Annotated in this window: 16 protein-coding genes; 4 read left to right on the forward strand and 12 right to left on the reverse strand. The window is 64.5% G+C overall.

Features of this window, described 5'->3' with window-relative positions:
* Nucleotides 1–97: 97 nt before the first annotated feature.
* The 6 genes from BM172_RS00280 to BM172_RS00305 all read right to left on the reverse strand — a co-directional run bounded on the left by BM172_RS00280 (nucleotide 98) and on the right by BM172_RS00305 (nucleotide 14,698).
* Complete coding sequence (locus BM172_RS00280; protein ID WP_051548413.1) at nucleotides 98–5,215, reverse strand: non-ribosomal peptide synthetase; 5,118 nt, start codon at nucleotides 5,213–5,215, stop codon at nucleotides 98–100.
* The gene (locus tag BM172_RS00285) at nucleotides 5,212–8,382 is read right to left on the reverse strand and encodes a non-ribosomal peptide synthetase (RefSeq protein ID WP_051548414.1); all 3,171 of its coding nucleotides are present in this window, start codon (nucleotides 8,380–8,382) and stop codon (nucleotides 5,212–5,214) included. Before BM172_RS00285 ends, BM172_RS00280 begins: the two co-directional genes overlap by 4 nt.
* A gap of 5 nt (nucleotides 8,383–8,387) precedes the next feature.
* The gene (locus BM172_RS00290; protein ID WP_026634128.1) at nucleotides 8,388–11,462 is read right to left on the reverse strand and encodes an amino acid adenylation domain-containing protein; all 3,075 of its coding nucleotides are present in this window, start codon (nucleotides 11,460–11,462) and stop codon (nucleotides 8,388–8,390) included.
* A gap of 92 nt (nucleotides 11,463–11,554) precedes the next feature.
* Nucleotides 11,555–11,773: an MbtH family protein gene (locus tag BM172_RS00295; protein ID WP_026634129.1), complete on the reverse strand. Its 219-nt coding sequence runs from the start codon at nucleotides 11,771–11,773 to the stop codon at nucleotides 11,555–11,557.
* A gap of 512 nt (nucleotides 11,774–12,285) precedes the next feature.
* Nucleotides 12,286–13,791 carry an amidohydrolase family protein gene (locus BM172_RS00300; RefSeq protein WP_231504144.1) on the reverse strand — a complete coding sequence of 502 codons (1,506 nt, stop codon included), beginning with the start codon at nucleotides 13,789–13,791 and terminating at the stop codon, nucleotides 12,286–12,288.
* A gap of 13 nt (nucleotides 13,792–13,804) precedes the next feature.
* A complete protein-coding gene (locus BM172_RS00305; protein ID WP_026634131.1) occupies nucleotides 13,805–14,698 on the reverse strand; it encodes a LysR family transcriptional regulator in 894 nt (297 codons plus the stop codon).
* A gap of 147 nt (nucleotides 14,699–14,845) precedes the next feature.
* Here BM172_RS00305 and BM172_RS00310 point away from each other — a divergent pair, with 147 nt between their 5' ends.
* Nucleotides 14,846–15,499 (forward strand): hydrolase, encoded by a 654-nt coding sequence (locus BM172_RS00310; protein ID WP_026634132.1) that lies wholly within the window; start codon nucleotides 14,846–14,848, stop codon nucleotides 15,497–15,499.
* A 239-nt stretch (nucleotides 15,500–15,738) separates the two neighbouring features.
* Here BM172_RS00310 and BM172_RS00315 read toward each other — a convergent pair whose 3' ends face one another.
* Nucleotides 15,739–16,206: an Hsp20 family protein gene (locus BM172_RS00315; RefSeq protein ID WP_026634133.1), complete on the reverse strand. Its 468-nt coding sequence runs from the start codon at nucleotides 16,204–16,206 to the stop codon at nucleotides 15,739–15,741.
* Nucleotides 16,207–16,623: 417 nt separating this feature from the next.
* Here BM172_RS00315 and BM172_RS00320 point away from each other — a divergent pair, with 417 nt between their 5' ends.
* From BM172_RS00320 to BM172_RS00330, 3 genes are all read left to right on the forward strand, one after another.
* A complete protein-coding gene (locus BM172_RS00320) occupies nucleotides 16,624–17,373 on the forward strand; it encodes a polysaccharide deacetylase family protein (protein WP_051548415.1) in 750 nt (249 codons plus the stop codon).
* A 366-nt stretch (nucleotides 17,374–17,739) separates the two neighbouring features.
* Entirely contained in the window at nucleotides 17,740–19,245 is a 1,506-nt protein-coding gene (locus BM172_RS00325; protein WP_081805064.1) for a ricin-type beta-trefoil lectin domain protein, read from the forward strand.
* A 189-nt stretch (nucleotides 19,246–19,434) separates the two neighbouring features.
* Nucleotides 19,435–20,274 (forward strand): hypothetical protein, encoded by an 840-nt coding sequence (locus tag BM172_RS00330; protein WP_143096402.1) that lies wholly within the window; start codon nucleotides 19,435–19,437, stop codon nucleotides 20,272–20,274.
* A gap of 79 nt (nucleotides 20,275–20,353) precedes the next feature.
* Here the strand turns inward: BM172_RS00330 and BM172_RS00335 are convergent, their stop codons facing one another.
* From BM172_RS00335 to BM172_RS00355, 5 genes are all read right to left on the reverse strand, one after another.
* Nucleotides 20,354–20,947: a DUF2238 domain-containing protein gene (locus BM172_RS00335; RefSeq protein ID WP_231504145.1), complete on the reverse strand. Its 594-nt coding sequence runs from the start codon at nucleotides 20,945–20,947 to the stop codon at nucleotides 20,354–20,356.
* Nucleotides 20,948–21,004: 57 nt separating this feature from the next.
* The gene (locus BM172_RS00340; RefSeq protein ID WP_051548417.1) at nucleotides 21,005–21,442 is read right to left on the reverse strand and encodes a universal stress protein; all 438 of its coding nucleotides are present in this window, start codon (nucleotides 21,440–21,442) and stop codon (nucleotides 21,005–21,007) included.
* 8 nt (nucleotides 21,443–21,450) lie between these two features.
* Nucleotides 21,451–21,864 carry a universal stress protein gene (locus tag BM172_RS00345; RefSeq protein WP_026634136.1) on the reverse strand — a complete coding sequence of 138 codons (414 nt, stop codon included), beginning with the start codon at nucleotides 21,862–21,864 and terminating at the stop codon, nucleotides 21,451–21,453.
* Between the two features lie 87 nt (nucleotides 21,865–21,951).
* Nucleotides 21,952–24,471: a cation-translocating P-type ATPase gene (locus BM172_RS00350; RefSeq protein ID WP_051548418.1), complete on the reverse strand. Its 2,520-nt coding sequence runs from the start codon at nucleotides 24,469–24,471 to the stop codon at nucleotides 21,952–21,954.
* Complete coding sequence (locus tag BM172_RS00355) at nucleotides 24,468–25,274, reverse strand: universal stress protein (RefSeq protein WP_051548419.1); 807 nt, start codon at nucleotides 25,272–25,274, stop codon at nucleotides 24,468–24,470. The genes BM172_RS00350 and BM172_RS00355 overlap by 4 nt, the downstream gene beginning before the upstream one ends.
* Nucleotides 25,275–25,289 lie beyond the last annotated feature (15 nt).

A 25,289-nucleotide genomic window follows, 5' to 3' on the forward strand; every position in this document is an offset into this window, starting at 1 on the left:
GGCTGACAACTCTCTCTGAGTTGAAATGCCGGCTCTGTGCTGCATGCGCAGAGCCGGGACGCATCCCGCGACCTCACCCGCCGGCGCCAGGCCGCCGCTACCACAGCATGGATGTCTCCTGATCCAATCGCGCTCCATGCCCGGCGGACCGCTGCGGCGCCGTAATGACGAGGGTCGAAGCGATATGAGCCGGAAGCACCGGGCTCAGGCAGCCTCGAAGCTCATCCGCATCCACGGATTGGCCAGGTCCGGTGATGACATACGACACCAGTTGCTTACGTCCGGGTTCGTCCTCCCGCAGCACGCTTGCCGCGTGCGCGATCGCGGGATGCGCGCGCAGCAGGGCGTCGACCCGCTCGATGTCGATGGCGCAATCCGTGCCCTGTGCAGGGCGCTCGGCGGGTGCGTGGAGCATCAACGAACCGTCCGGCGACCAGGATGCAAGATCCCCGGTCCGGTACAGGCGACGGCCATCGGCGAACGGATGGGCGATGAAGCTGCACGCGGTCGGCGCAGGCGAGCCTGCGTGATGGTTTTCGATGCCGTCCCCGGCGAGATACAGCGCTCCGGTCACTCCCGCCGGTACTGGCTGGAGCGTGCCATCGAGGATGTAGGCACGAACCCTCTCCGCGCGCAGGCCTGCCGGCATCGACACGCCGGGAACCGCGCGCGTGTCGGCCGACCATTCGCCAAGGATGCGGGCGGTTTCATCGTCGTCGAGCAGGCTGCGCGCACCCACGGGTGCGTCCGGAGCCTCGGCCATCGTCTGCAGGATATCGGCATAGCCATCCGCGTAGCGCTGTAGCGTAGCCCGGTCGTAGAGATGGCTGTGACCGGTGACCGTAGCGGTGATTCCGTTCGCGTCGCGCTGGAAATCCATGCCCAGCGGGAAGGCCGAATGCCCCTCGCCACTGCCTACGTCGAGTTTCTTGCCCAATTCGTCCAGCTGGTCGTAAACGTGGAAGTGGATGTAGTTGAAGATGACGCCTATCCCGTTCCTCAAACCGCTGTCGCCCAGGATCGCAGGCAACGGGTAGCGCCGGTGGGGGAACAGGCGACTCTCCGCCTCCATGACGTCCCGGATCAGGCCTCTCCAGCTGACGCTGCCGATGCGCATGCGCAAGAACACCGCATTGAGGAACAGGCCGATCAGCTTTTCGGCATCGACGGCTTCGGGGCGGCCGTGGCAGACGATCGCCGTCGCCACGTCACGGCTGCCGGTCAGCACGCTCAGCGCGGCCATGTGGGCGGACAACAGGATCGTCTTGAGCGGAACCTGGCTTTGCTGGGCCAGGTCGACCAGGCCCTCGAAGGTCCGCTGCGAAATCCGGATGACGGCAAAGTCTTCCGGCTGCGCGTGGGACGCGCCTCGCCGCGCCGGCAGGACGCTGCGTTGCGGCTCTACCGGCCTATAGCCTGCCAGCATGTCACGCCAGAAGCGCTGCGTGGCCTCCGACGCGATCGCCTGCTGCTCCAGCGCGATGTAGTCGCGATATCTGACGGGCAAAGGCACGGCGGGCAGCGCGCGCCCTTCGAGCCTGGCCTGGTAGCGCTGCATGAATTCAGTCACCAGGCTGGCGTCGCTCCACCCGTCCAGGACGGCGTGATTGAAGCTGAGGGTAAAGCGGAACTCCACGTCGGTCATGCGATGCACGAAGACGCGCAGCAGGGGAGGCACGTGAACATCGAAGGGGCTTCGCGCCTCCTGTCCGCACCAGCGGTCGAACGCCGCTTCCCGCTCTGCCTCGTCCAGGCCGCGCAAGTCGTCGACAACCAGCGGCACGCGGGCGGATCGATGCACCAGTTGCAAGGGCACGCTGTAGCGATCGAAGTCGTAGCTGGTGCGCAACACCTCATGGCGCAGGGCCAGCTCATCGAGCACGCCACGGATCATCGCCTCTTCGAAAGGCAGGCGCATGGATGCGCAGAAGACCACGTGATACACGGATGAGGCGGTGTCGTAGCGGTTGTAGAACACCATGCCCGCCTGCACCTGGCTGAGCGGGTAGGCGTCCTCGACGTGGTCGGGGACGCACTGGCGATCCGCTTCGGAAATGAGTTCGAAAGCCTCTACCGGGCGCGCGCTCCCGCCCACCGAGAAGGTCGCGATCGCCGCCAGCCTGGCGACGCTTTGATGATCGAAAAGATGGGCCAGATCGAACGCGACGCCGGCGTTCTGCGCGCGCGCCTTGAGCTGTATCGCCAGGATCGAATCCCCGCCCAGATCGAAGAAGCTTTCGTCCATGCCGACCTGTTCCAATCCCAGGATGTCGGCGAACAGCCGCGCCAGCAGAACCTCTTGCGAGGTGCGCGGCTCGCGGCGTCCGGCCGGGGCGAAATCCGGCGCGGGCAGCGACTTATGATCGAGCTTGCCGTTGTGCGTGAGTGGCAACGCCTCGAGCAGCACGATCGCCACCGGCACCATGTATTCGGGCAAGCGCTCGCCGAGTCGGCGGCGCAGCGCCGCAGGATCGGGAGCCTGGCCCGGAGCGGCCACCACATAGCCGACCAGACGCTTGTGCCCGGGCTGGTCTTCGCGCGCAACGACTACCGCCTGAGCTACGCCGGCCTGCTCGCGCAAGGCCGCCTCGATTTCGCCCGGCTCGATGCGGAAGCCCCGGACCTTGACCTGGCCATCGATGCGGCCGACGAAAACGAGCTGGCCATCGGCGCGCCAGCGCACCAGATCGCCGGTGCGGTACAGGCGGCTGCCCGGCGGGCCATAGGGGTCGGCCACGAAGCGCTCGGCCGTCAATGCGGGACGTCGCAGATAACCGCGCGCAAGCCCCGAGCCGGCGATGTAGAGCTCTCCGGGCACGCCGATCGGAACCAGGCGCAACCTGCGATCCAGGACATAGGCGCGTGTATTGTCCATGGGAGCGCCGATCGGCACGCCGCCGTCGGCGCGCCAGCGCGGCGGCAGCGGATGGCAGGTCGCGAAAGTCGTGGTCTCGGTCGGACCGTAGACGTGCACGACCGTTGCGTGCGGACAGGCGTCCAGCACTTTCTGGAAGGCTTGCGGCGATGCCGCCTCGCCTCCGCTCCACAGGGTGCGTACGCCGGCCAGGCAGTCCGGCATGTCGGCGATAAGGCGAAACAGCGCGGTGGTCAGGAACAGCGCCGTGACCTGTCCCTCCACGATCGTTCGCGCCAACGCGTCGATATCGGTCTTGCCCGGCGGGGCGATCACGATCTCGCGCCCACTCAGCAAAGGCACCCAGATTTCGTAGGTGGACGCGTCGAAGACCTGCGGCGAGTGCAACAGCACGCGCAGTTGGCGCTCGTCTTGCCAACGCCGGTCCAAAGCCAGATCCAGCACGTTGCGATGGGTGACCGCGATGCCCTTGGGCAAGCCGGTCGAGCCGGAGGTATACATCGCATAGGCCAGATGGGCCGCTTGCAATGCGTGCCCGGGCGCGGTCCGCGGCTGCTGCGCGATTGCCTCGGCTTCTTCCTCCAGCACGACCAGCGCTCCCCAGTGCGCGGGCAGCCGATCGACCAGCTCCGCCTGCGTGACCAGCACCGGCGACATGGTCTCGCCCAGCATCTGCGCCAGGCGCTCGGCCGGGTAATCCGGATCCAGCGGCAGATAGGCGGCGCCCGCCTTGACGATGGCCAGGGTGGCCGTCAGCAGTGCGGGCGAACGCTCCAGGCACAAGCCCACCAGCACATCCGGTCCTACGCCCAGCGACTGCAAGTGGTGCGCGAGACGATTAGCGTCCGCGTCGAGCTCGCCATACGTCACCGCCCGTTCGCCGGCCCGCATCGCAATCGCATCGGGCGTGCGCGTGGCGACGGCGGCGAAAGCATCGGCCAGATTGTCCGCGGGCACCGGGTGAGCCGTCGCGTTCCAGTTTTCCAGCACATGCCGGCGCTCGGATTCCTCGAGCAGGTCGATCCGGTCCAACGGCAGATCCGGCTGCCCGGTGGCTTCCGATAGCAGCCGCAAAAACCGGTCGACCAGACGTTGCGCGGTGTCCGGCTCATACAGGTCGAGCGCGTATTCCAGGTCGCAACTCAGTCCCGTGGGCGCACCATCCTCGTCGAATGCTTCGACGAAGCCGAACCCAAGATCGTATTTGGCAACGGCCACGTGCATGAAATCGAAAGTCAACTGCAAGTCCGCGAAATCGCTCGCGGCGGAAGCATTGTTATTGAGCACCAGCGCGACCTGAAACAAAGGGTGCGCGCCCTGGGTACGCAGCGGATTGACTGCCTCGACGACGCGTTCGAAGGGCAGCGCCTGGTGGGAAAATGCCGCCAGATCGACACTGCGCGCGCGGCGGAGCAGTTCGCGGAAACTTGGATTGCCCGAGGTATCCGTGCGCAGCACCAGCAGGTTGACGAACAGGCCGACCATCGCCTCCATCGCTTCGTCGTCGCGACCAGCCACGGAAGTGCCGATCGGCAGATCCTCGCCCGCGCCATGCAAGGACAACAGCGCCGCCACCGCGGCGTGCAGCGCCATGAACAAGCTTGACTGGGTCTCGCGGGCCAGCTCGCGCAGACGGCGGTGCACCGATGCGGAAACCTTGAAGACAACGCTCGCCCCGCGGTGGCTGGCATGCGCAGGGCGCGGCCGATCGGCGGCGATCGTCAGCTGCTCCGGCAGACCGGCCAGTGTCGACGTCCAGTAGGCGATCTGGCGCGCCACGCTGCTGTCCGGATCGCGCTCCTCGTTCATCCATTCGCGTTGCCACAGGCTGTAATCCGCATACTGCACCGGTAGCGGCTCCCACGCCGGCGCCTGGCCGCGGCGGCGCGCCGCGTAGGCAGTCGCCAGGTCGCCGATGAGCGGCGCCAGCGAACTGCCATCGCTGGCGATGTGATGCAACAGCAGCAACAGGACATGCTCGTCCGGCCGCAGCCGGAACAAGGTGGCGCGGATGGGAATTTCTGTAGCCAGATCGAAGACGTGTTCGGCCGCCTGCCGTTGCGCGGCTTCCAATGCGCCGGCATCGACCTCGCGCAGCTCGAATGGAACCCGGGCCTGCCCGGCGCCGCGCACGATCTGCCGGCCCACGCCGTCGACGTCGGCGAACACGGTGCGCAGGCTTTCATGTCGGTTTGTCACGTCATCCAGCGCCGTCTGCAGCGCGTTCGCGTGCAGCACGCCGCGCAACCGCAGCAGCAGCGGCACATTGAACAAGGTGTTCGGGCCCTGCAGCTGCTGCAGGAACCAGAGCCGTTGCTGGGCGTAGGACAAGGGGATCATGAGGGAGATTCCGTGGCGCGCATGGGTCGCAGCGGCGCACGGGCAGGGCGGCGCGTCGTCTCCATCCGTGCCGCGAGCTGGGCGACCGTCGGCGCGTCGAAAATATCGGCCAGCGGTACCTCGGCGCTCATGACGCTGCGGATGCGGGAGATCAGGCGCGCCGCCAACAGGGAGTGGCCGCCCAGTTCGAAAAAACTGTCGTCCACGCCGACCTGGTTCAGGCCTAGCACTTCGGCGAACAGGCCCGCCAGGACCTGCTCTTGCGGCGTGCCCGGCGCACGCACCTGGGTGCGGTCGAAATCCGGCGCAGGCAAGGCTCGATGATCGAGCTTGCCGTTGGCGGTGAGCGGCAGCGCGGGTAGCGGCACGATCGCAGCCGGCACCATGTAGGCGGGCAGACGCTCGCCGAGCACCCGGCGCAAGACGACGGTATCCAGCGTCAAGTCTGGCGCGCCAACGATGTAGGCCACCAATTGCTTTTGTCCGGGCCGATCCTCGCGAACGACCACCGCCGCCTGCCTCACGCCACGCTGGGCAAGCAGGGCCGTTTCGATCTCCACCGGTTCGATGCGAAAACCGCGCAGCTTCACTTGCCGATCCGCGCGTCCGACGAAGTCCAGCGTCCCGTCCGCGCGCCAGCGCACCAGGTCGCCGGTGCGATACAGACGCTCGCCGGCATGGAACGGATTCGCCACGAAGCGCTCCGCGGTCAACGCGGGACGCGCCAGATAGCCGCGGGCGAGGCCGGACCCGCCGAGGTACAACTCGCCCACCTGGCCGACCGATGCCAGTTGCAAGGCGCTATCGAGCACGTAGGCGCGCATGTTGTCGATCGGCGCACCGATGGGCAGGGCTCCGGCCGGTTGCGATCCGGCGCGCATGGGGTGCAGGGTGGCGAACGTCGTCGTTTCGGTCGGACCATAGGCATTGCACATGGTCAGTTGCGGACAGGCTGCCAGCAGCTTGGCGACGTGCGGTGGCGACAATACTTCGCCTCCGGAAATGACCCGCCGCAGACCACTGAAGGATTCCACGTGGTCGTCGACCATCAGATGGAACAAGCCCGCCGTGACCCATAGATCCGTGATCCCGCCCTCCACGACGGCGCGCGCCAGCTCCCGGGCGCCGATCTTGCCGCGCGGAGCGACGACGATCCGCCAGCCGCGCAGCAGCGGCACCCAGATCTCGAAGGTGGAAGCGTCGAACGCCAAGGGCGCATGCAGCAGCAGGCGTCGCTCGTCGCTCTCCTGCCAGCGGCGGTCGAACGCAAGATCGACCACGTTGCGATGCGTGACCACGATGCCCTTGGGCGCGCCGGTAGATCCCGATGTGTAGGTGGCGTAAGCCAGATGCCCGGCCTGCAGCCCGTGCGGCGGCGCCAGCTCCGGCTGCGCATCGATCTCCGCCTCGTGTTCCTCCAGAACCAGCAACACGCCCCAGTGCACCGGAAGCCGGTCGCGAAACGCCGTCTCGGTGAGCACGATGGGCGCCATGCTTTCGTTGAGGATGGCGGCGAGCCGCTCGGTGGGATGCTCCGGGTCCAGCGACAAATAGGCGCCGCCCGCCTTGAGGATGGCCAGCATGGCCACCAGCAGGTCCAGCGAACGCTCCATACACAGCCCTACCAGCACGTCCGGGCCGACGCCCAGGCCTTGCAGATAGTGCGCGAGCCGATTGGCGCGGCGATCGAGTTCGCCGTAGTTGAGCGTGCGCTCGCCGTCGGACGCGACGACGGCATCCGGATGGCGCGCCGCCTGCGCCGCGAACAGATCGGGCAGGGTGCCGGACGGCACGGATCGAGCGGTGCCATTCCACTTGTTCAGCAGGCGATCGCGTTCTTCTTCGCCGAGCAGGTCGACACGACTCAAAGGCAGATCCGGCCGCTTCGTCACCGTCTTGATCAGGCGCGCGAGTTTTTCGGCGAAGCCGTCGACGGTGACGCGGTCGTAGAGATCGACCATGTACTCGATGTTGCATGAAAGTCCGCGCGCGCTTCCGTCGGGATCCGACTGCTCGACGAATTCGAACGTCAGGTCGTACTTGGCGGTGCCCAGAGGCAGGAATTCCGTGCGCACCGCCAGGTCCGGCATCGAAACGCTGGCGTCACGGTTGTTCTGCAGCACCATCGCCACCTGGAATAAGGGATGCTGCGACGATTGGCGCAACGGATTGACCATGTTGACCAGGCGTTCGAACGGCACCTCCTGGTGCGAATAGATCGCCAGGTCGGTTTCACGCACCCGGTCGAGCAGTTGATGGAAGGAGGGATCGCCGGAAGTATCGGTGCGCAATACCAGCAGGTTGACGAAGAAACCCACCAGGTTGTTCAAGGCCTCGTCGTGGCGCCCGGCTACCGAGGTGCCGATGGGCAGATCGGTTCCGCCGCCCAGCTTGGTCAACAGCGCGGCGACCAGCGCGTGCAAGACCATGAACAGGCTGCAGCGGTGCTGGTTCGCCAGCTCGCGCAAGTCGCGCAGCACCTTGGGGCCGAAGTCGATCTCGACGCTGTCGCCGGCGTGGACCGTCCTGGCCGGGCGCGGGCGATCCGTCGCTAACCCAATCTGCTCGGGAAGTCCGACAAGATTGTCTTTCCAGAACGCGAGCTGCCGCGCGATGTCGCTGTCGGGATCGGATTCCTGGGCCATCCACTCCTGCTGCCACAACGAGTAGTCGGCGTACTGCACCGGCAACGGCGCTTGATGCGGCGCCTCGCCCTGACGGCGGGCGGCGTAGGCGACGCCCAAGTCCTCAATCAAGGGCGCCCAGGACCAGCCATCGCTGGCGATATGCTGGACCAGCAACACCAGCGTGTGGCGGCGAGGCGCCGACCGGAACAGCGCGGCGCGTAGCGGAATATCCCGGGTCAGGTCGAAGCGGTATTCGGAGAATGCTCTTGCCGACTGCGCCAACGTTTCCTGGGAAGCATCGATCCGCTCGAAGGTCAGTTCGACCGCGGCGGGATCGAGCACGATCTGCTCGCCCACGCCGTTCGCTTCACGGAAGATGGTGCGCAGCGTTTCGTGCCGGACAACCACGTCGCGCACGGCGGCCTGCAAGGCGTCCGCGTCCAGCTCGCCTTCCAGGTGCAATGCCAATGGCACATTAAACGTGGTGCTGGGACCCTCGAGCTTGTGAAGGAACCATAGGCGCTGCTGGGCCAGGGACATGGGGATCATTGGGCAGACTCGCGTGGTTGCATGCGGCGCAAGCGCAGGCGGGTGGAATGGCGCGCATGGGCCAGCTGTTCGGCCAGCGCAGACAGGGTAGGAGCCTCGAACAGGGTGCGGATCGGAACATCCACATGGAGCGCGTCGCGCATGCGGCTCGCGAGCTGGATCGCCAGCAGCGAATTGCCGCCGAGCTCGAAAAAGTGATCGCTGCGTCCGACTTGCCAGACCCCCAGCAGGCTCTCCCACAGCTCCGCCAGCAGTTGTTCGACATCGCCCTGCGGCGGCTCGTAGGCGCGGCGCAGCACGGCGGCACCGGTCGGCGCAGGCAAGGCCTGGCGATCGAGCTTGCCATTGGCGGTAAGCGGCAACTCGGCCAGCACGACGATCGAGCCGGGCAGCATGAAAGAGGGCAGGTGTTCGCCGAGGCGTTCCCGCAGCGCAGCCACGTAACCGCGATGGTCCTGCATGGCGCCAGGGTCGTGGCAGAGCGGCGAGCCGGCTGCGATGGTCGGCGCGAGATACAGGCTGTCGAGCGCGGCGCCACGCGCGTCGGACACAGGCAGGAACACGGCGTCGAAATGTCGGCCGGTGCGGTCCGGCGACCAGGTTACGGCCATCTGGTAGCCGAGCTCGGCTCCGAGCGTCCTCAGGTCCTCGGGGTCGACGGCAGGCGCCGATGCATCTTCGCGTCCGCCCCAGATCCGGTGCGAGATCTCGAACTCGCTCGTCAATCGAGCGTTGACGATGGCGCTTACCCGCAGACCTTCAGAACGCACAGCCAACAGGCGTTGACGCAGCGACGCCAACGTATCGATGTCGCGCCCCCACGCCAGGGTGGGCAGCGCGGCGGCGGAATGCACGGGTGTGCCGCGCATATGCAGCACGACGTCGTAGCGATAGCGCGTCATTTCGTTGCGGGCGCGCCCCCGTTTGAGCTGGATGTCGACACCGACCAGATCGCCGATCTGTTGCGGCAGCGCCGAAAAATAGCCTGGATCGACCAGCATCTCGTTTTCCAGCCGCATTTCCTCTTCGGCCACGTGGCGAATGGCGCGCGAATCGCCGCCGCCAGCCCGGTGCCAGGCGACGGATGTGGCGAAGCAGCGCATGAGGCGGAAATCGGGCACGTCGCCGATCAACATGCGCCCACCTGGGGCCAGCAGCGCCGCGCACTGCCGCAGCACCGCGCTCAGGTAGCCGGCGCCGGGAAAGTATTGCAGGACCGAATTGATGACGATGGTATCGAAACCGCCCATCGGCAAATCGCCGATCTCATGCGCAGGCTGGCAACGCAGATCCACGCGCTCCCGCAGCTGCGGATGGCCCGCCACGCGCGCCTTCAGGGAATCGATGACCGGCAGCGAAAAATCCGTGCCGCAATAAAAGGCGCAATGCGGCGCCACTTTCCACAGGATCAGGCCAGTGCCGACGCCAATCTCCAATAACCGCTGCGGTCGCAGGTCCAGGATCTTGCCTACGATCGCATCGCGCCATTCGCGCATCTCTTCCAACGGGATCGGAGCGCCGTCGTAGCTGCTGTCCCAGCCCCCGAAATCCTCGTCATCCGCCAGCTCCGCGTGCTGGCTGTACAGGCCGTCGTGCAATACCTGCCACTGCTCCACCTGTTGCATCTCGTAGCCCGCATCGCGCATCGCCTCCTGCCGCCCATGCTTCGGCACGACGTAGCCGACCAGTTGCCGGTGGCCGATACGATCCTCGCGCATCAGCACGGCCGCCTGCGCCACGGTGGCGTCGCGCCTCAGCCAGGCTTCGATCTCTTCGAGTTCGATGCGCAAGCCATTGAGCTTGACCTGCTGATCGGCGCGGCCGACGAAGCACAGCGAGCCATCCGCTAGCTGCCGCACGACATCGCCGGTCCGATACATGCGGGCGCCCGGAGGGCCGAACGGGTCGGGATGAAAGCGGGCCGCCGTCAAACCGGGGCGTTGCAGGTAGCCGCGCGCCAGGCCCGGGCCGGCCAGATACAGTTCGCCTTCGTCGCCTTCCGGCACACGCCGCAAGGAGGCGTCGAGAATGTATGCGGCCGCGTCAGAGACCGGGCTTCCGATGGGTACGGCGGCCTTCGCCTCGGTGTCGATCGGCGCTGAAATCAGTGCATCGACGGTAGCCTCGGTCGGTCCGTAGCAATTGACCAGGCGATGCATGCGAGCCCACTTGGCGGCAAGTTCCGCCGGACACGCCTCACCGCCCACGACCAGGGTCTCCACACCCGGAAGATCGCCGGGCGTCATCAACGCCAACAGACTCGGCGGCAGCGCCAGATGGGTGATGCGCTGTCGCTCGCACAGCGCCGCCAGGTTCGTGCCAGGGAGCAGATCGTCAGACGGAGCCATGACCAGACGCGCGCCGAGCGCAAGCGCCATGGCGATCTCCGCGAAAGAGGCGTCGAAGGATAGCGACGCAAACTGCAATACGCGGCTTTCCGGTTCGATGCGCAGCCGCTCGCGGTAGGTGGTCACCAGCGCGGCGACGCCGGCATGGGTCGCCACCACGCCTTTGGGTTGGCCCGTCGAACCCGAGGTATAGATCACATAGGCGGCGTGTTGCGCGGCCTTCGCATCGTGCGCGATCCCGATCCGGGAGGGCGGCAGCGCTTCGATCTCGGCTCGGATATCCGCATCGTCCAGAAGATAGACGGGCAGGGCAGGCGGCGTCTTCAAGACCGTCTCCCGGAACCCGAGCACGCAAGCCGGAGCCGCGTCTTCAAGCATGTAGATCAGCCGCTGCTCGGGATAATCAAGATCGAGCGGCAGATAAGCAGCGCCGAGCTTGTGCGCCGCCAGGATCGCCACGATCGATTCGAACGATCGCGGCAGTGCTATAGCGACGATATCTTCCGAGCGAATGCCTTTTTCGGACAGCCACGCGGCCAGGCGGTTGGCGCGCGCATCCAATTCGCCATAACTCAAGCTGGCATCGCCAAAGACCAGCGCAACGGCATCCGGGGTCAGCTCGACCTGCCGCTCGAACAGCGCGGCAAAACTGACGTTGGGAAGACCCTGTTGCGGGGCCTTCGGCACGTCAATGTAAGCGCCATCGAGCGAGAACCCTTCCATGGCCCATGAACCTCTTGTCGCCCTTGAACGGGCATGTTTGGTTCAATCGGTATGCCGACGTGTTGCTGCTATCGGCGTCCAGTTGCGTTTCTCTAACCGCTCGGATGCTCCATCGCCGCGACAAGGCTCCTGGGGCGCATATCGGTCCAGCTACGGTCCACATAGTCCATGCAGGCCGCTCGCGCCTCTGGCCCGAAAGCCGTAGTCCAGCCCGCCGGAATTGCCGCAAAATCAGGCCAAAGCGAATGCTGGCCTTCGTCGTTGACGAGCACCAGGAAGGTGCCCTTGTCGTCATCGAATGGGTTGCTCATGAGTTCCTTCTCCTCGCACCATTTGCCGCGATCATTTTCAATGACACTGTTAACAGCGTGACGAAAATATGAAATCGGTAGGCGCCCCATCCTGGATACGCGCGGGGTGCAGCAAATCAATATCCGCCGACGAGATGTGGCTGTCAATCGATACGCCGAATTGAGGAGCCCAGTAATAAGAGCCTGCAGGTCGCGCCCTACAACCACCGGCGGCCCCACCATTCGCCTGGTATGAAAACACCTGCTCAGGCAGATGTTTTAGCGTCCTGGCCTGGGCAGGATTCGCCGCCGGGGAAGGCCTGGCACCCCGATAAACACCCGTTTGAAAATGGCGATCAATGCATAGCCGAATGCTGCATGTCCCTGCCTGCCAGACGGCCCGATCCTTGCTCCACTATCGAACTGCAGCCACCGCACGCCCTTGCCCGCCACAGCGAGGCCTGGCGGCGTGAACGGATGCGCCGGCACCGGCGAAAACCGACCGAGGTGTGCGGCGGTCGCTTACCGATCGGTCACCGATCAGTAATATCACCCTTCGTCAAAGGCACAAATGCACTCCGCGCAAAGACGCGACCACGCTTAACGGTCATCAGCACGGATCGAAGATTCTTCAGGTCTACAAGCGGATTGCGGGCGAGGGCGACCATGTTGGCGAGCTTGCCCGGCTCGATACTGCCCATATCGCGTTGCTGACCTGCCGCGCGCGCGCCGATGAGCGTGGCCGATTGCAAAATCGCATCATTCGGCATGCCGGCCTTGGTGGCCAGGGCAGTGAGTTCGTGAAACACATCCGGCCATTGATCGGTCCAATCGCCGATGAAGTCGGTTCCCGCAGCGATCGGTACACCAGCGCGATAGGCCTGGCCGGTGATCTTGCCTCCCACCGCGTCATCGCAACTGCCAGGCGGTAGTGGCGGCATGGTCGTCGAGCTAGCGGTATCTGCGCTGTAGGCCCAAAGCGTGGCATCGAGGATCGTGCCATGCCGGACCATTTCCTTGAAAAGACGAGCAAGCGCCGGATGGTCACTACCGCGAAAGGGCGCCAGGTCGACACGCTCATGCGGCTCGTTCCAGCCAGGGATATGCGCATCGGGCTCGCGGATGAGCAAACAGGCATGCGAGATCGCGTCGACTCCCGCCCCAACCATGTCCGAGGGCTTGGCGGGATAGAGCGTTGCATGAGCCCAAACCAATAGACCCTGTCGATGCGCTTCGGCCGTGATCCGCGTGACAAGATCGGCAGGGAGATCGGCGTAGAGCTTGATCGCCGTTGCCCAGGTCCCTTTCGCTTGCGCGACTGCCAATGACAGATCGGAGTCTTTGGTAATGGCCTGCATCCAGGGCAGGTGCCCCGGCGTGCCGCCCATGGAAACCTGGCCGGCTCGCTCGTCGGTGAAGAAACTGGGGCCGGCCATCAGCGCGGCATAGTAAATATCAGGAGCGGGTATCTCGTTGACCAGGCTGGCACGAGTGAGCTCTCCCACCGGTCGAAGATCGTCGGCCATATCGCGAACCGCCGTCACGCCTCCGTACAGATCTCGCCTCAGGATCGCTTCGGCCTGCCGCCTGTTCGGCGGAGTAGCCAAATGGACGTGCGCGTCAATCATTCCAGGCATCAGAAACCGCCCACGCAGGTCGATCGTTTTTGCCTTGGCACGAACCGCCGGCTCCAATTCGGAGTCCGGCAGAACGCGAAGGATTCGCTCACCTTCCACAAGGACATCCATGCCGGGCCGTGCTGGAGCACCTGTGCCATCGATCAGGGTCGCCCCCTGGAACAGGGTGATGCGCGATTGCGAGGTTTTGTGAGCGGCAGATTCCGCCGCGGGCGCGAGCGCGCACCATAAGATCATGGCCAAAATAATGACCGGACGGACCGGAGACAGAATCAAGCGGATCCGCCGATGTGTTTTCGGCAATGCAGAAGTCGGCATTTGGTCCAATGACCGATGCCGGCGGGCGGGCAGGCGAGATTTGACAGGCATGATTGATTCGATGCCGCCTTTTTCGTCATCCATGCTGCCTCTCCCGTCACGGCGAACTATCAGTCAAGTCACCCGCACGGCCAAAACATTCGATCAACATCTCAGTAAGTACCCGGATCTTTCGTGCAGGGTAATGGCCAGGCGGTCTTATGACGTATATGCCTAACTCGGGTGGCGGATACCGTGTCATCACCGGCACGAGCGCGCCCGACGCCAGGTGGCTGGTGATCAGGTCCTCGGGTACCCCGGCGATACCCATACCGGCCACAGCCGCGGCGACGAGGGCGACGCCATTGTCCGCCTTGAACCTTCCCTGTGGCTTGATCATGACCACCCGGTCGCCGTCCATGACCGGCCAGCTCTCGTTGCCCTGCATTACCGCCTGATGGGTAATGAGCTCGTCGGGCGTTTCGGGCGCGCCGTACTTCTCGATGTATTCCGGGCTGGCCACCCATTTTGCGCACATCGGGCCAACACGCCGAGACAGCAGGTTGGAATCCGGCAGGCGTCCCACCCGGATTGCACAATCGAAGCCCTCGGCGATCAGGTCCACGAACCGATCGGTGTAGCTGATCTGCACATGGAGCTCAGGATTGCGTTTCGCCAGGTCCGCGAGGACGGAGGTGAAATGGGTGGGGCCGAATGACAGCGGCGCGGCGATGCGAAGGCGTCCGCGCAATTCGCCGGCAGGCAGGATCGTCTCCTTGGCGATATCGATCTCCGCGCACGCCTTGGCCGCGTGATCGCGGAACGTGAGGCCGGCCTCGGTAAGACCAGCGCCCCGCGTAGTGCGCGCCAGCAGCTGGATGCCAAGGTCTTCTTCGAGTCGCGCGAGACGCCGGCTGACGATCGACTTGGACACCCCCAGGCGAAGCGCAGCTTGCGTGATGCCGCCAGCGTCAGCGACTTCTACGAAGGTCCGTAGTTCTTCGATCTCCATGCGGTGTTCCCCGATGCGCGACACAGTTGATCTCAGAACGAGGCTACCGGATCAAATGCGGCAATGCGAATAATGACCAAGGGCGATGCATAAATCAGCCGGCGCATCCGATTACTCATACAGTTCATTGACAGCAAAGGAAACGACATGACCTTCCGCAATGGCCTCGATTCGCTGCTTCGTCCTGAAGACTCGGTACTTGTCCTGATCGACCATCAGCCCTACCAGCTTGCCAACCTCAATAGCCACGATCCGCAAATGGTGGTCAACAACGTGACGGGCCTGGCCAAGGCGGCGAAGGTGTTCAATGTACCGACCATTCTGACCAGCGTGGTCGCAGAGCGCGGTGGCCTTCTGTTCCCCACGATCACCGATGTGTTTCCCGGCCAGAAAGTCATCGACCGCACTTTCATCAACACCTGGGAAGACAAGGCTGTAGTCGATGCCGTCAAGGCGACCGGGCGCAAGCAGCTGATCATCGCCGGCCTGTGGACCGAAATCTGCGTAGCGATGCCGGCGATCCAGGCGCTCGGCGAAGGCTGGGATGTCACCGTAGTCACCGACGCATCGGGCGGTACGTCGCTCGAAGCGCACCAGGTAGGCGTGCAGCGCATGATCGCCGCCGGCGCGAACGTGATGACGTGGGTGGCCGTTGCGGCCGAATGGCAGCGCGACTGGGCCAGGTCCGAGTCCGCCGAAAAACTGAACATGGTGATCGGCCCACACTCCGCCGGCAGCGGCATCGCGTATTTCTGGGAGCAGCAATTGCTTCAAACGTCAAAGGCTGCGGGCAGGCAGTGACCCGGACGGGTGACGAGCCGAAGACGATAAGCGCCGTCATGAAGGACAGTGCCCACCAGGGCCAGCCGCCCTCTGACGCCAGCGGGCCCTCTCTTCATCGTCAACTCGATATGTGCCGCAAGCTCCGCGCGTAGCTGCGGAAACTGCAGCATGATGATCTAGGGCAAGTCGAAAAGGACGGCGGCGAAATTCGCCGCCGTCAATCTCGTGATCAGGGAAAATCGAGAGAAAAAGCAGCGTCAAGCCGCCTGTCTTTGCAACAGGCGTGCTTCGGAGGGTGCCTTTTCGGCGCCACCGATAGGAATGGTTCGTGGCTTGAGCGCTTCGGGTAGTTCGCGTTTAAGATCGATGACGAGCAGTCCGTCATGAAGCTCTGCTCGCGCGACGAGCATGTGTTCGGCCAGCTCGAATCGTCGGGTGAACGGGCGGTTGGCGATGCCGCGATGCAGAATTTCGCCGACATGGTCGGTTTTCCGCTCGCCAGTGACGGTAAGCAGGTTGTTCTGCACCTCGATCCGTAGATCGTCACGCGAGAACCCGGCGAGGGCCATCACGATGCGGTATTGGTCCTCACCGATCTTGACAGAATCGAAGGGCGGCCAATTGTCCGGCTGCGGCGTGCGAGCAGCCGATTCGAGCAGGTCAAAGACCCGGTCAAAGCCAATGCTGGAACGGTGAAGAGGGGAGAAATCAAGCACAGTGCGCATTGCCATATCCTCTTGGAAGCAACATGGAAGTGAGGACTGTTACCGCGTCGCTGGACGCGGTGTCCGCTGACCCCGTAGCGATCAGCGGGCAGAAAGATAATCATCCGCCGCACTCCTGCAAGATGCAAAATGATGGCCATTTAGCTATTGTTTTGAAATGTGCGTGCCCTGTGGAAATCACCATGGCGCCCTCCCATTGAGAAGCACTGGTGTCGTGACCGGACGGTTCGTCATCCAGCGTGGCAAGCACAAGACTCGCGCGACAAGGCTGCCGCAGTCGGCCCTGCAGCTGACAGATCTTTCCTCGACGGAAAACTCTCTGCCGTTTCCGTGATAGGGGATTGATCCGTGCGGGCAAGTTGCTGGGGGCAGGGCAAAATGTTGGGGATAGCGATGAGAACCGGACCGGTTTTGTTGATGATCGCCATGATGACCAACCAGGCCGTCGCCGGACCTTGGCCAGGCGGCAAGAGAGCGGCCGTGGTGCTGACCTATGACGACACGCTCGTCTCGCAGCTCGACATCGCGATTCCGGCGCTCGATGCCGTTGGCCTCAAAGGAACCTTCTTCCTGATCGGCAGCAAGATCACCCCGGACCAGATCGCGCGCTGGCGGGCTGCCGCCGCCGAAGGCCATGAACTCGGCAACCACACCATTCGCCACGCCTGTCCACAGGCCAACTATCCACCCGCGAAAAAAATCGACACCAGCGAAACCTACGATGTCGACACCATGCTGACAGAGATCCGCACGATGAACACGATGCTGACGGCGATCGACGGCAAGCAGCAGCACAGCTATGCCACGCCCTGTGGCCAGCACCGGGCCGGAGGCGTCGATTACCTTCCGGCGCTGCGCGCCAGCGGACTGACACGCCACACCCGTGCCGCGGACCCCTCGGAGCGCCCTCTCGATCCAATGGATGTGCCGAGTCGTTTTTTCCCCTCGAACGCGACCGGCGCCGACCTGATCGCCGCAGTCCAAGATGCCGAGCGCAAGGGCGAGATGATCGTGCTCGGCTTCCACGGTGTGGGCGGCGATTACCTCTCAGTGTCCGCAGAAGCTCACGCCAAGCTCCTTGCCTATCTCAAAGCCCATTCCGACACGATTTGGGTTGCGCCGTTCTCGACCGTGATCGATTACGCCACCAGCCACCCGGGCCATTGACGACCGGGGCTGATCACGAGCCCCGGCGCAAACATCCGGGGTTCGGTTAGCTGACTGCCCGGTCGTTGAGTGCGACAAATCTTTCTTGTAGCGATTAGGTCAAGTTATCGGAGGTGGAGCGAGTATTCGCTGCCGAGGTCTTCCGGCTGGGAGGTGAGACGGAACCCGCCAGTTCGCCAGCAGTGAACTTCGTGACTATCCGAAGCCCCTTCAAATGCCGAATACTGGCCGGCAGCTCCGTAGGGCTAAGATGCGCATGGCGGCGCCATCAGCGGCTGCCAAGAGTGCCAACGGTTCCATATCAGGGAAGATGTCGATACACACACCCTGCCATGGGAATGAAGTGACCAGGTCAAGGAGGGGGCCATGGAAAGCGTTACTCATGTTGTCCGCATCGCATCGCGGTTCGCGGCCGTTCTAGGTGTGCTACTTGCACTTCCAGCGTCGGCTCAAACGACTTTTGTACCACCCTTGAAAGCTGCACGGTCGACGCCTGCAACGCGGGTTGACCAACTTTATTATTTGCAGCCGCACAATACCTACATGCATGGCAAGGATTTCAGCGGATGGCTCAATGCGGGCTATCGCGCGGTCGAAATCGACGTGATTGATCGCGGCAATTGGGAAAACGAAGCTGCCGGCCCGTATGTGGCCCATGACTTGAATCCCATGAAAGCCAATTGCGGAACCGCCCAGCAAACCCGTTTGAAAGATTGCCTGGATGTGATCCTTGCCTGGAAGGCAAGCCATCCAGGCGATACCACGCCGCTGCTTGTTTTTGTGGACATGAAAGCCAGCTGGGATCCAGCCAGCGCATGGAAGAGCGACGAAGTCGGCATGCTGGATGAGTACATCAGCAAGGCGATTCCAGCGCAGAATCGCTACACCTATGCCGAACTCATGAGTTACATCAACAGTGCACCTGGCGCCTCGCCTCGTTTGAAACTGAAAAACCGCGGCTGGCCCGCCATCGGTTCGCTCGGCAACAAGATCATCGTGCTGCTGACTGGTGGGCACATAGGATCCGTCAACCAGAATATGAACGGCGGGCGTAAGTGGCTTTCGGATCGCGGCAAAAGTCAGAACACGTTTTTCTGTCCGGATGTCGATGCCGGCGACCCCGGGGAGATTACGACCCAGATCGACGGCATGAGTGCTTCTGACTCCGGTTATTTCTTCTGCGCCAATGTGAAGGCCGGCGACCACGATGAGCAGGTACTCAATCGTTCGGCCGAATATCGCCAGTTGTTACACCTATGGGGAAGCTCCGGCGATTTCACCAACAAGGACTACGCCTACGCCTATATCGGTGTCGCCCAAGGCGTGGGGGCATTGGGCATCGACGTAAGCGAGAGCCTGTCCAGCACGACTTATTACCGGCCCGATTGGATCGGCAGCATTCCTTATGTGGGGATCCGGCGCAGCCTGCCTGGCTACTTCATGATGCCCACCTTGACCAGTCAGCAAAGGGGTTGCATCGATGTGGAAGGCGGCTCATATGGGAACGGCAAATCCATCGTCCAGTGGACTTGCAACAACGGTGCCGGTAACCAGCAGTTTGTGTATACCGCCGAAGGGCAGCTAAGGCCAAAGGGCAACAACAAATATTGCCTGGACATCAAAGGCGGTACGGCGGGACAAAACAAGGAGATGAACTTGTGGGACTGCGATGGGGGTCGCTCCGAAAAATGGTACATCACCCCCGACGGCCTGATGGCGAATCGCGACCAGGATCGGAGATTTTGCATGGACGTGTACGGAAACTCGCCAGCCAATGGCACCCGCATGAAGCTGTGGCCGTGCGACAAGAATGACACCGCCCAGAGACTCGTTTTCCGGCAGGTACCCGACTGGTATCCCACCGGTTTCTGAAGGGCACAATATCCCTTGCTCAGGCAGATTTCATGGCTTGAGGTCGCGGATGACGGGCGAGGGAGCGGGCCGGTTCTATAACGAGTGGCTGATTGCGGGCCAGATGGTTTGTCGAGAAAGCTCCGGCGAGCAGGTGGGCGCAGGCAGCGTCCAACGGAAACCAGGCCGGTTCCAGCACAGGGAGCAATGATGGCCAGTCAGCTTGGGCGACACCGAGGGGCGGCGTCGCTGCTTTTCCTCGCTTTGTTGGTCGCGATCGGGATTTTCGGCAAGCCGGCGCGTTATTCCACCGCGGTATCGGCCGCGCTCACCCTGGGCCAGTTGCTATTGATGGGCGGAGCGGCGTTGGCCCTGATCCTGCCGGCTTGGCGTTCCGGCGACGAGCACCGGCGCGCGGTGGCGATCGCCGGAGCGTTGCTGATCCTGCCGTGGGCGCTGCTTACGCTGATGCCGGGTTATGGTCCACCGTTCGCCGCCAACCTCGCGATGAATCATGTGCGGTTCGTCATCCTGTTCGTCTCCACCGCCTTCCTCGGCGCGGGCTTGTTATTGCTCAAGGAGCCGCTCGCACATGGCGACACCGGAGACCGGCTGCTCGCCCCACTGGGTCAGGCCAGCGGCCTGCTCGCCGTGGGCGGCCAGCTCGTCTGGGCGGCCATCCTGATCGGTTGGACCATGTCGGCGGCGCGTGACCTGGCGCAGTATCGATCCTTGGATGGCACGCCATTAGCCAATGCCTCGGACGTGCTGCTCTTCTTCGCCGGACTGATGACGTACATGGCGACAGCCTTCTATGCGCTGTCTTTCATGCGGCAGGGCTGGCTTTCCCGAGGAGCCGCGTGGGTCATGGCGATCATCGCCGCGATCGCCATCGTGGGGCTGGTGACTCGCGGCCTGCAGTATCCCGATCTCTCGGAACGGTGGTTCACCATGCCGGGGATGATCGTGGGCATTCCGGCGATACCGTGGGTGATGCCATATGTGCTGGGGGTGGTGGCGTTGGTGCGGGCGGGGAGGGGCCGAGAATAAAATCGGCTTCGCTTTGAACTTCTTGCCCAGATACTCCGGAGCGACGCCAACCGTGACTTGCGATAGCGATTAGGCTGCGTTATCGCGAGTTCTGCGCCACGGGATTTTCTCGCCCGGCAATCAACCATGCCGTCATTGCCACCATGCTTCCCAGCGTGGCGGCCAGCATGTCCCGTTGCGCGTCCCAAGGGTCACCTTGCGTGCCGAGGTACGCCGCGCCCAGGTCGCCACCGAATGCCATGGCGGCGGCCCATTCGATCAATTCGTACAGCAGCGAATGGGACATGATGAAGCTCACCGGCAGGATCCAGCGCCAGATCCCGCGGGTTGGCGCTACCGCGGCAAGCCATTCGGCGGCGGCCGGAGTGACCAGGAGCCCGTACAGGAAGTGCACCAGACGGTCGTAGCTGTTGCGGCCCAGCCAGGTAAGCGACACGTTTACGTGCGACAGCCATTGCTCGTAGGGCACTTCGGAATAGGTATAGTGCGCGCCGATTTCGTGGCAGGTAAAGAACACGAACAGCGCCAGACAGGCAGCATTCGACAGGTGCAAGCGCCGATAGCCGTAAACCAGCAAGGGGATGGCGGCCACGACCAGAACGTTCTCCAGCAACCAGTCCTGCCGATACCGAGGCGCGATGGCCAGCGCACCCCAGATCGCCGCGAATGCCATGAGCAGGAGCAGCGGAAAGCGAGTGCTTCGATGCCATCCTCTTGACTCATGCATAGGTCAGCGCCAGGCGAGTACCGGAATGGCGGAAGCCTGCATCACGGCTTGCGCCTCTCGCGTGAAAAGGCCCGACACCATACCTGACCGCAGGGGTGCGGCCATCACGATCAGATCGCAGCCGTAGTCCCTGGCTACATCCACGATGGCTTCGTGGATGCGCGGGGCGAACGTGTAATCGCCTTCGCAGGCTACGCCCGCGCCAAGTGCATGCTCGCGCGCCTCGCCGAGCCATGCCAGGGCTCGCGCCCCGGCCTCCCGTTCGTAGAGTTCGCGCGTGGCGTGGACGCGTTCGGCCAGATATGCCACGGCCGGAAACGACGGAATCACATGGAGCAGATGGATGTCCGCCTTGCCAATACGTGCAATGGCGATGGCGGCATCCACTGCCTCCAGGGCCACGGGCGTACCGTCAACGGGAACCAGCAAGCGGCGGAACATGGTGCGTCTCAGCGCACGACCAGCACGGGCACGCTCGAACCGGCCAGCACCTTCACCACGACCGAACCGAGGAACAGGCTCTTCAGCGCGCCACGCCCATGCGAACCCATCACCACCAAGTCGTAACGGCCGCGCCTGGCCAGGCGCAGGATCTCGGTGGCCGGGTCGCCGGTCAGCAGGCATTCGTCGAACAGGTGGCCTGCCTTGGCCAGCGGGCGGCGCGCCGGACGCAACGCGGCTGAGCCGTTGTCGAGATGGAAGCGCGCCACGCTGTCCGCGTCGAGATATCCGGCGATCGTTTCGCGCAGCGGCGCATCCACATTGAGCAGGGTTACCGCGGCATCGGCTGGCCAATGCCTGGCAAGGTAGCGAGCGGCGCGCGTGCTGTAGATACTTCCATCCACTGGCAGCAGGATTTTCATGCAGCCTCCTTGCCGGCCGGGCCGGCGTGACGGCATTCATCAGAATGCGGCTGGCACGTGGCCGTATTGACCCGCATCAATGCCGGCTCAGTTCCCGACGAGTGAAGGCTTCCAGCGGCACAGGACGCGCCGGATGCCCTCAAGCCAAACCGCACAAAGCGATGCAAGCGCGGCTATCAGCAAGAGCGCTTCGCCGCCCACGCCATGGAGGCCGATCGCCGCTCGCAGCGGGGCCACGCCGGCCAGCAGCGCCAGCATGAACGCTCCCGCGCCCAATAGGCCCGGCAGCCAGGGATTCTCCCTCCAGGCGATGCGCCACAGCGGCTGCGCCGGCCGGCCATTGGCCAGCACCAGCAACAGCACCGTCAGCACCAAGCCAAGAAAAACCGCGCCACGGGCCAGTTCCTGCGACCCGCGCAGGATCAACGTCGCGCCGTAGCACGCCGCCAGGATCGCGGCCAGGCCGGCACCCTGGATGGCGCCCCAACCCAGATTGGCCAGGCGAAACGGCGATTCGCCTAGCGCTCGCGGCGGACGCCGCATGATGCGCGCAGACGCCGGTGCGGCCTCGAACACGATCGAACACGCCGGATCGATCAGCAGCTCCAGCAGCACGATCTGCAATGGCATCAACAGAATCGGCCAATGCAGCAGGCTGGGCAGCAGGGCCAGGACCACTACCGGCAGGTGCACCGCCACCACGAAGCGGACGGCCTTGCCGATGTTGTCGTAGATCCGCCGTCCCTGGCGGATCGCCGCTACCAGGCTGGCGAAATCGTCATCCAGCAGCACCAGAGCCGCCGCCTCGCGGGCGACGTCGGTGCCGCGGCCGCCCATCGCCACGCCGGCGTCCGCGGCTTTCAATGCGGGGGCGTCGTTCACGCCGTCGCCGGTCATGCCGACCACCTCGCCGCGTTGTTGCAGCGCGCGCACCAGGCGCAGCTTTTGGGTGGGCTTCACTCGCGCGCAGACTTCCACCTCGGCCAGGCGAATGGCCAGCTGTGCGTCATCGAGTGCGTCTATATCGGCACCGGAGATCGAACGCGGCGCATCACTGAGACCGACCTGGGCAGCGATGGCCCGCGCGGTGACTTCGTGATCGCCAGTCATCATCAGCACGCGGATGCCCGCTGCATGGCATTCGTCGACGGCAGCCCGCGCACCTTCGCGCGGCGGATCGATCAAACCCAACAATCCCACGAAGCGGAAAGGGAGTTCGCGTTGCGTGTCCGGCCATGCCTGTCCGGGCCAGTCCGCCGCTGCCACGGCCAGTACGCGCAGACCGCGCACGGCCATGGCATGCACCTGTCGGTTCCACGCCTCCTGCTGGGCGGCGTCGAGCCGGCACATGATCATCACCGCCTCGGGCGCGCCCTTGGCGCCAATCGCAAAACCGCCTTCGGCCAGCGGCGCCGCGCGGCTCATGGCCAGCAGATCCGGCGACAGTGCGTACTCCTTGATCGCGCTGTCGGCAAAGGCACGGTCGCCCTCGCTCAGATGCTGGGCGCCGAAAGCACGGATCGCGTGCTCCATGGGGTCGGCCGAATCGACCGGGGTGGCCAGCAACGCCAGCCTGGCCAGTTCATGAAAGGCGGACGGTGCGGCCTTGCCGTCCACGCGGAACAGGTCGTGGCCAAGCGCCAACTCGGCCACCGCCATGCGGCTTTGCGTGAGCGTGCCGGTCTTGTCCGCGGCAAGCACGGTGATCGCGCCCAGTGTTTCCACCGCGGCGAGGCGGCGGGTCAGCACCTTGTGCCGGGCAATGCGCCAGGCCCCCAAGGCGAGGAAGACGGTGAGGATCACCGGGAATTCCTCGGGCAGAATGGCGATCGCCAGCGCGACGCCCGACAGCAGGCTGTCGAGCAGGCCATGCCCGTCCCACAACCAGTTGAGCAAGGCCAAGCCGACAGCGCAGGCCAGCGCTGCCAGGCCGAAGCGGCGCACCAGGGTGCGCGATGCCCGTTGCAAGGGCGAGGCTGTTTCCACCGTGGCCGCCAGCGCCTCGCCGATACGGCCGGCCGCGGTATTCGCGGCAATGCCGATGACCCGTGCCATGCCGCGGCCGCGGGTGACCAAGGTGCCCGCGAAGACTTCGACGGCATCGCCTGCCGGCGACTTGCTTGCCGGCACGGACTCGCCGGTGAGCAGGGACTCGTCCGCTTCCAGCAGGCCTTCCAGCATGACGGCGTCCGCGGCGACGCGTTCGCCTTCGCCCAATGCCAGCACGTCGCCCAATACCACGTCCGTCGCTGCGACGCGCTGCTCCCGCCCGTCCCGGATCACGCGCGCCAATGGCGCCGACAGATCACGCAGGGCTTCCAGAGCACGCTGGGTCTTGCGCTCCTGCACCAGCGTGATGCCGATGATCACCAGCACCGACAGCAGCAGGAAGATCGCATCGGTGCGCTCGCCCAGTGCCAGGTAGATAGCGCCGGCGCACAGCAGCATCAGGAACATGGGTTCCATCACCACGGCGCCGGCGATCGCCCACAACGGGCGTGTCCGGTTGCCGGGCAGGGCATTGGGGCCATCCCGCTGCAAGCGTTCGCGCGCCTCGGCCTCGCTCAGGCCCAGGCCGGGCGCAGCCACGGGCCCTGCGCGGTTCACGCCTCGACCACCAGCAGGGGCAACTCGCCGTGCTGGAACATGTGGCGCGTGACGCCACCGAGCAGCCATTCGCTCATGCGCGAATGGCCCCACGCGCCCATCACCAGCAGGTCGGCCCCGCATTCGTGCGCGCGCGCCTGGATCGACGGGCCATTGTCATCCGCCTCGTCGAGGATTTCCCAGCGTGCTCGCAACGCGTGACGTTGCAGCCATGCATCCACCGCCAGCGGCATGCGCCGTGCATTGGCCTGGATGCGCGAAACGCCGTCCAGCACCACGATGTCGTCGGCGCGAAGCAATAGCGGAGTCGCCGCGCGAATCGCACGCGCCGCTTCGGCCGAGCCATTCCAGGCCAGCGCCACCTTGTGTACCCCCTTCGTGCCGGCCCAGTGCTCCGGCACCAGCAGCATGGGGGCGGCATCGGTAGACAGTACGCGGCCGAGCGGATGGAGACCGGAGGCGAGGCGTGCGGTTTCGCGTGAAAGCTGCCCCAATACCAGGTCGACGAGGCTGGCGCGGCGGGACAGCACCGACTCGTGCAAGCCGCGATGGGCCTCCCAGCTGCCCTCGACACCATGGCCGCGGCATAACTGGCGCCACCAGTCATGGCGCCCTCGTGCGGCCTGCTCTTGTTCCTCCAGCACCAGCATGGCATCCGGCATCGCCAGCATGGCGGTGGGGCTGAGCGTCACCGCCTGCAGGCCGGTCAGGTGCGCGCCGTGCTGGCGGGCCAGGCCGAAGGCGAAGCGCAGCAAGGCGGTGTCGCCGCGTTCCGGATCGATGTCGACAAGGTATTCCGGCATGGGGCGCCCCCTGGG

It is taken from the genome of Dyella marensis (assembly GCF_900112865.1).
GTDB classification, from domain to species: domain Bacteria; phylum Pseudomonadota; class Gammaproteobacteria; order Xanthomonadales; family Rhodanobacteraceae; genus Dyella_D; species Dyella_D marensis_A.

What these genes read in the sequence shown, in the direction of transcription:
- BM172_RS00280 (WP_051548413.1), bottom strand. Translation starts at nt 5,215, where the DNA reads ATGATCCCCTTGTCCTACGCCCAGCAACGGCTCTGGTTCCTGCAGCAG.
- BM172_RS00285 (WP_051548414.1), bottom strand. Translation starts at nt 8,382, where the DNA reads ATGTCCCTGGCCCAGCAGCGCCTATGGTTCCTTCACAAGCTCGAGGGT.
- BM172_RS00290 (WP_026634128.1), bottom strand. Translation starts at nt 11,462, where the DNA reads ATGGAAGGGTTCTCGCTCGATGGCGCTTACATTGACGTGCCGAAGGCC.
- BM172_RS00295 (WP_026634129.1), bottom strand. Translation starts at nt 11,773, where the DNA reads ATGAGCAACCCATTCGATGACGACAAGGGCACCTTCCTGGTGCTCGTC.
- BM172_RS00300 (WP_231504144.1), bottom strand. Translation starts at nt 13,791, where the DNA reads ATGGATGACGAAAAAGGCGGCATCGAATCAATCATGCCTGTCAAATCT.
- BM172_RS00305 (WP_026634131.1), bottom strand. Translation starts at nt 14,698, where the DNA reads ATGGAGATCGAAGAACTACGGACCTTCGTAGAAGTCGCTGACGCTGGC.
- BM172_RS00310 (WP_026634132.1), top strand. Translation starts at nt 14,846, where the DNA reads ATGACCTTCCGCAATGGCCTCGATTCGCTGCTTCGTCCTGAAGACTCG.
- BM172_RS00315 (WP_026634133.1), bottom strand. Translation starts at nt 16,206, where the DNA reads ATGCGCACTGTGCTTGATTTCTCCCCTCTTCACCGTTCCAGCATTGGC.
- BM172_RS00320 (WP_051548415.1), top strand. Translation starts at nt 16,624, where the DNA reads ATGATCGCCATGATGACCAACCAGGCCGTCGCCGGACCTTGGCCAGGC.
- BM172_RS00325 (WP_081805064.1), top strand. Translation starts at nt 17,740, where the DNA reads ATGGAAAGCGTTACTCATGTTGTCCGCATCGCATCGCGGTTCGCGGCC.
- BM172_RS00330 (WP_143096402.1), top strand. Translation starts at nt 19,435, where the DNA reads ATGGCCAGTCAGCTTGGGCGACACCGAGGGGCGGCGTCGCTGCTTTTC.
- BM172_RS00335 (WP_231504145.1), bottom strand. Translation starts at nt 20,947, where the DNA reads ATGGCATTCGCGGCGATCTGGGGTGCGCTGGCCATCGCGCCTCGGTAT.
- BM172_RS00340 (WP_051548417.1), bottom strand. Translation starts at nt 21,442, where the DNA reads ATGTTCCGCCGCTTGCTGGTTCCCGTTGACGGTACGCCCGTGGCCCTG.
- BM172_RS00345 (WP_026634136.1), bottom strand. Translation starts at nt 21,864, where the DNA reads ATGAAAATCCTGCTGCCAGTGGATGGAAGTATCTACAGCACGCGCGCC.
- BM172_RS00355 (WP_051548419.1), bottom strand. Translation starts at nt 25,274, where the DNA reads ATGCCGGAATACCTTGTCGACATCGATCCGGAACGCGGCGACACCGCC.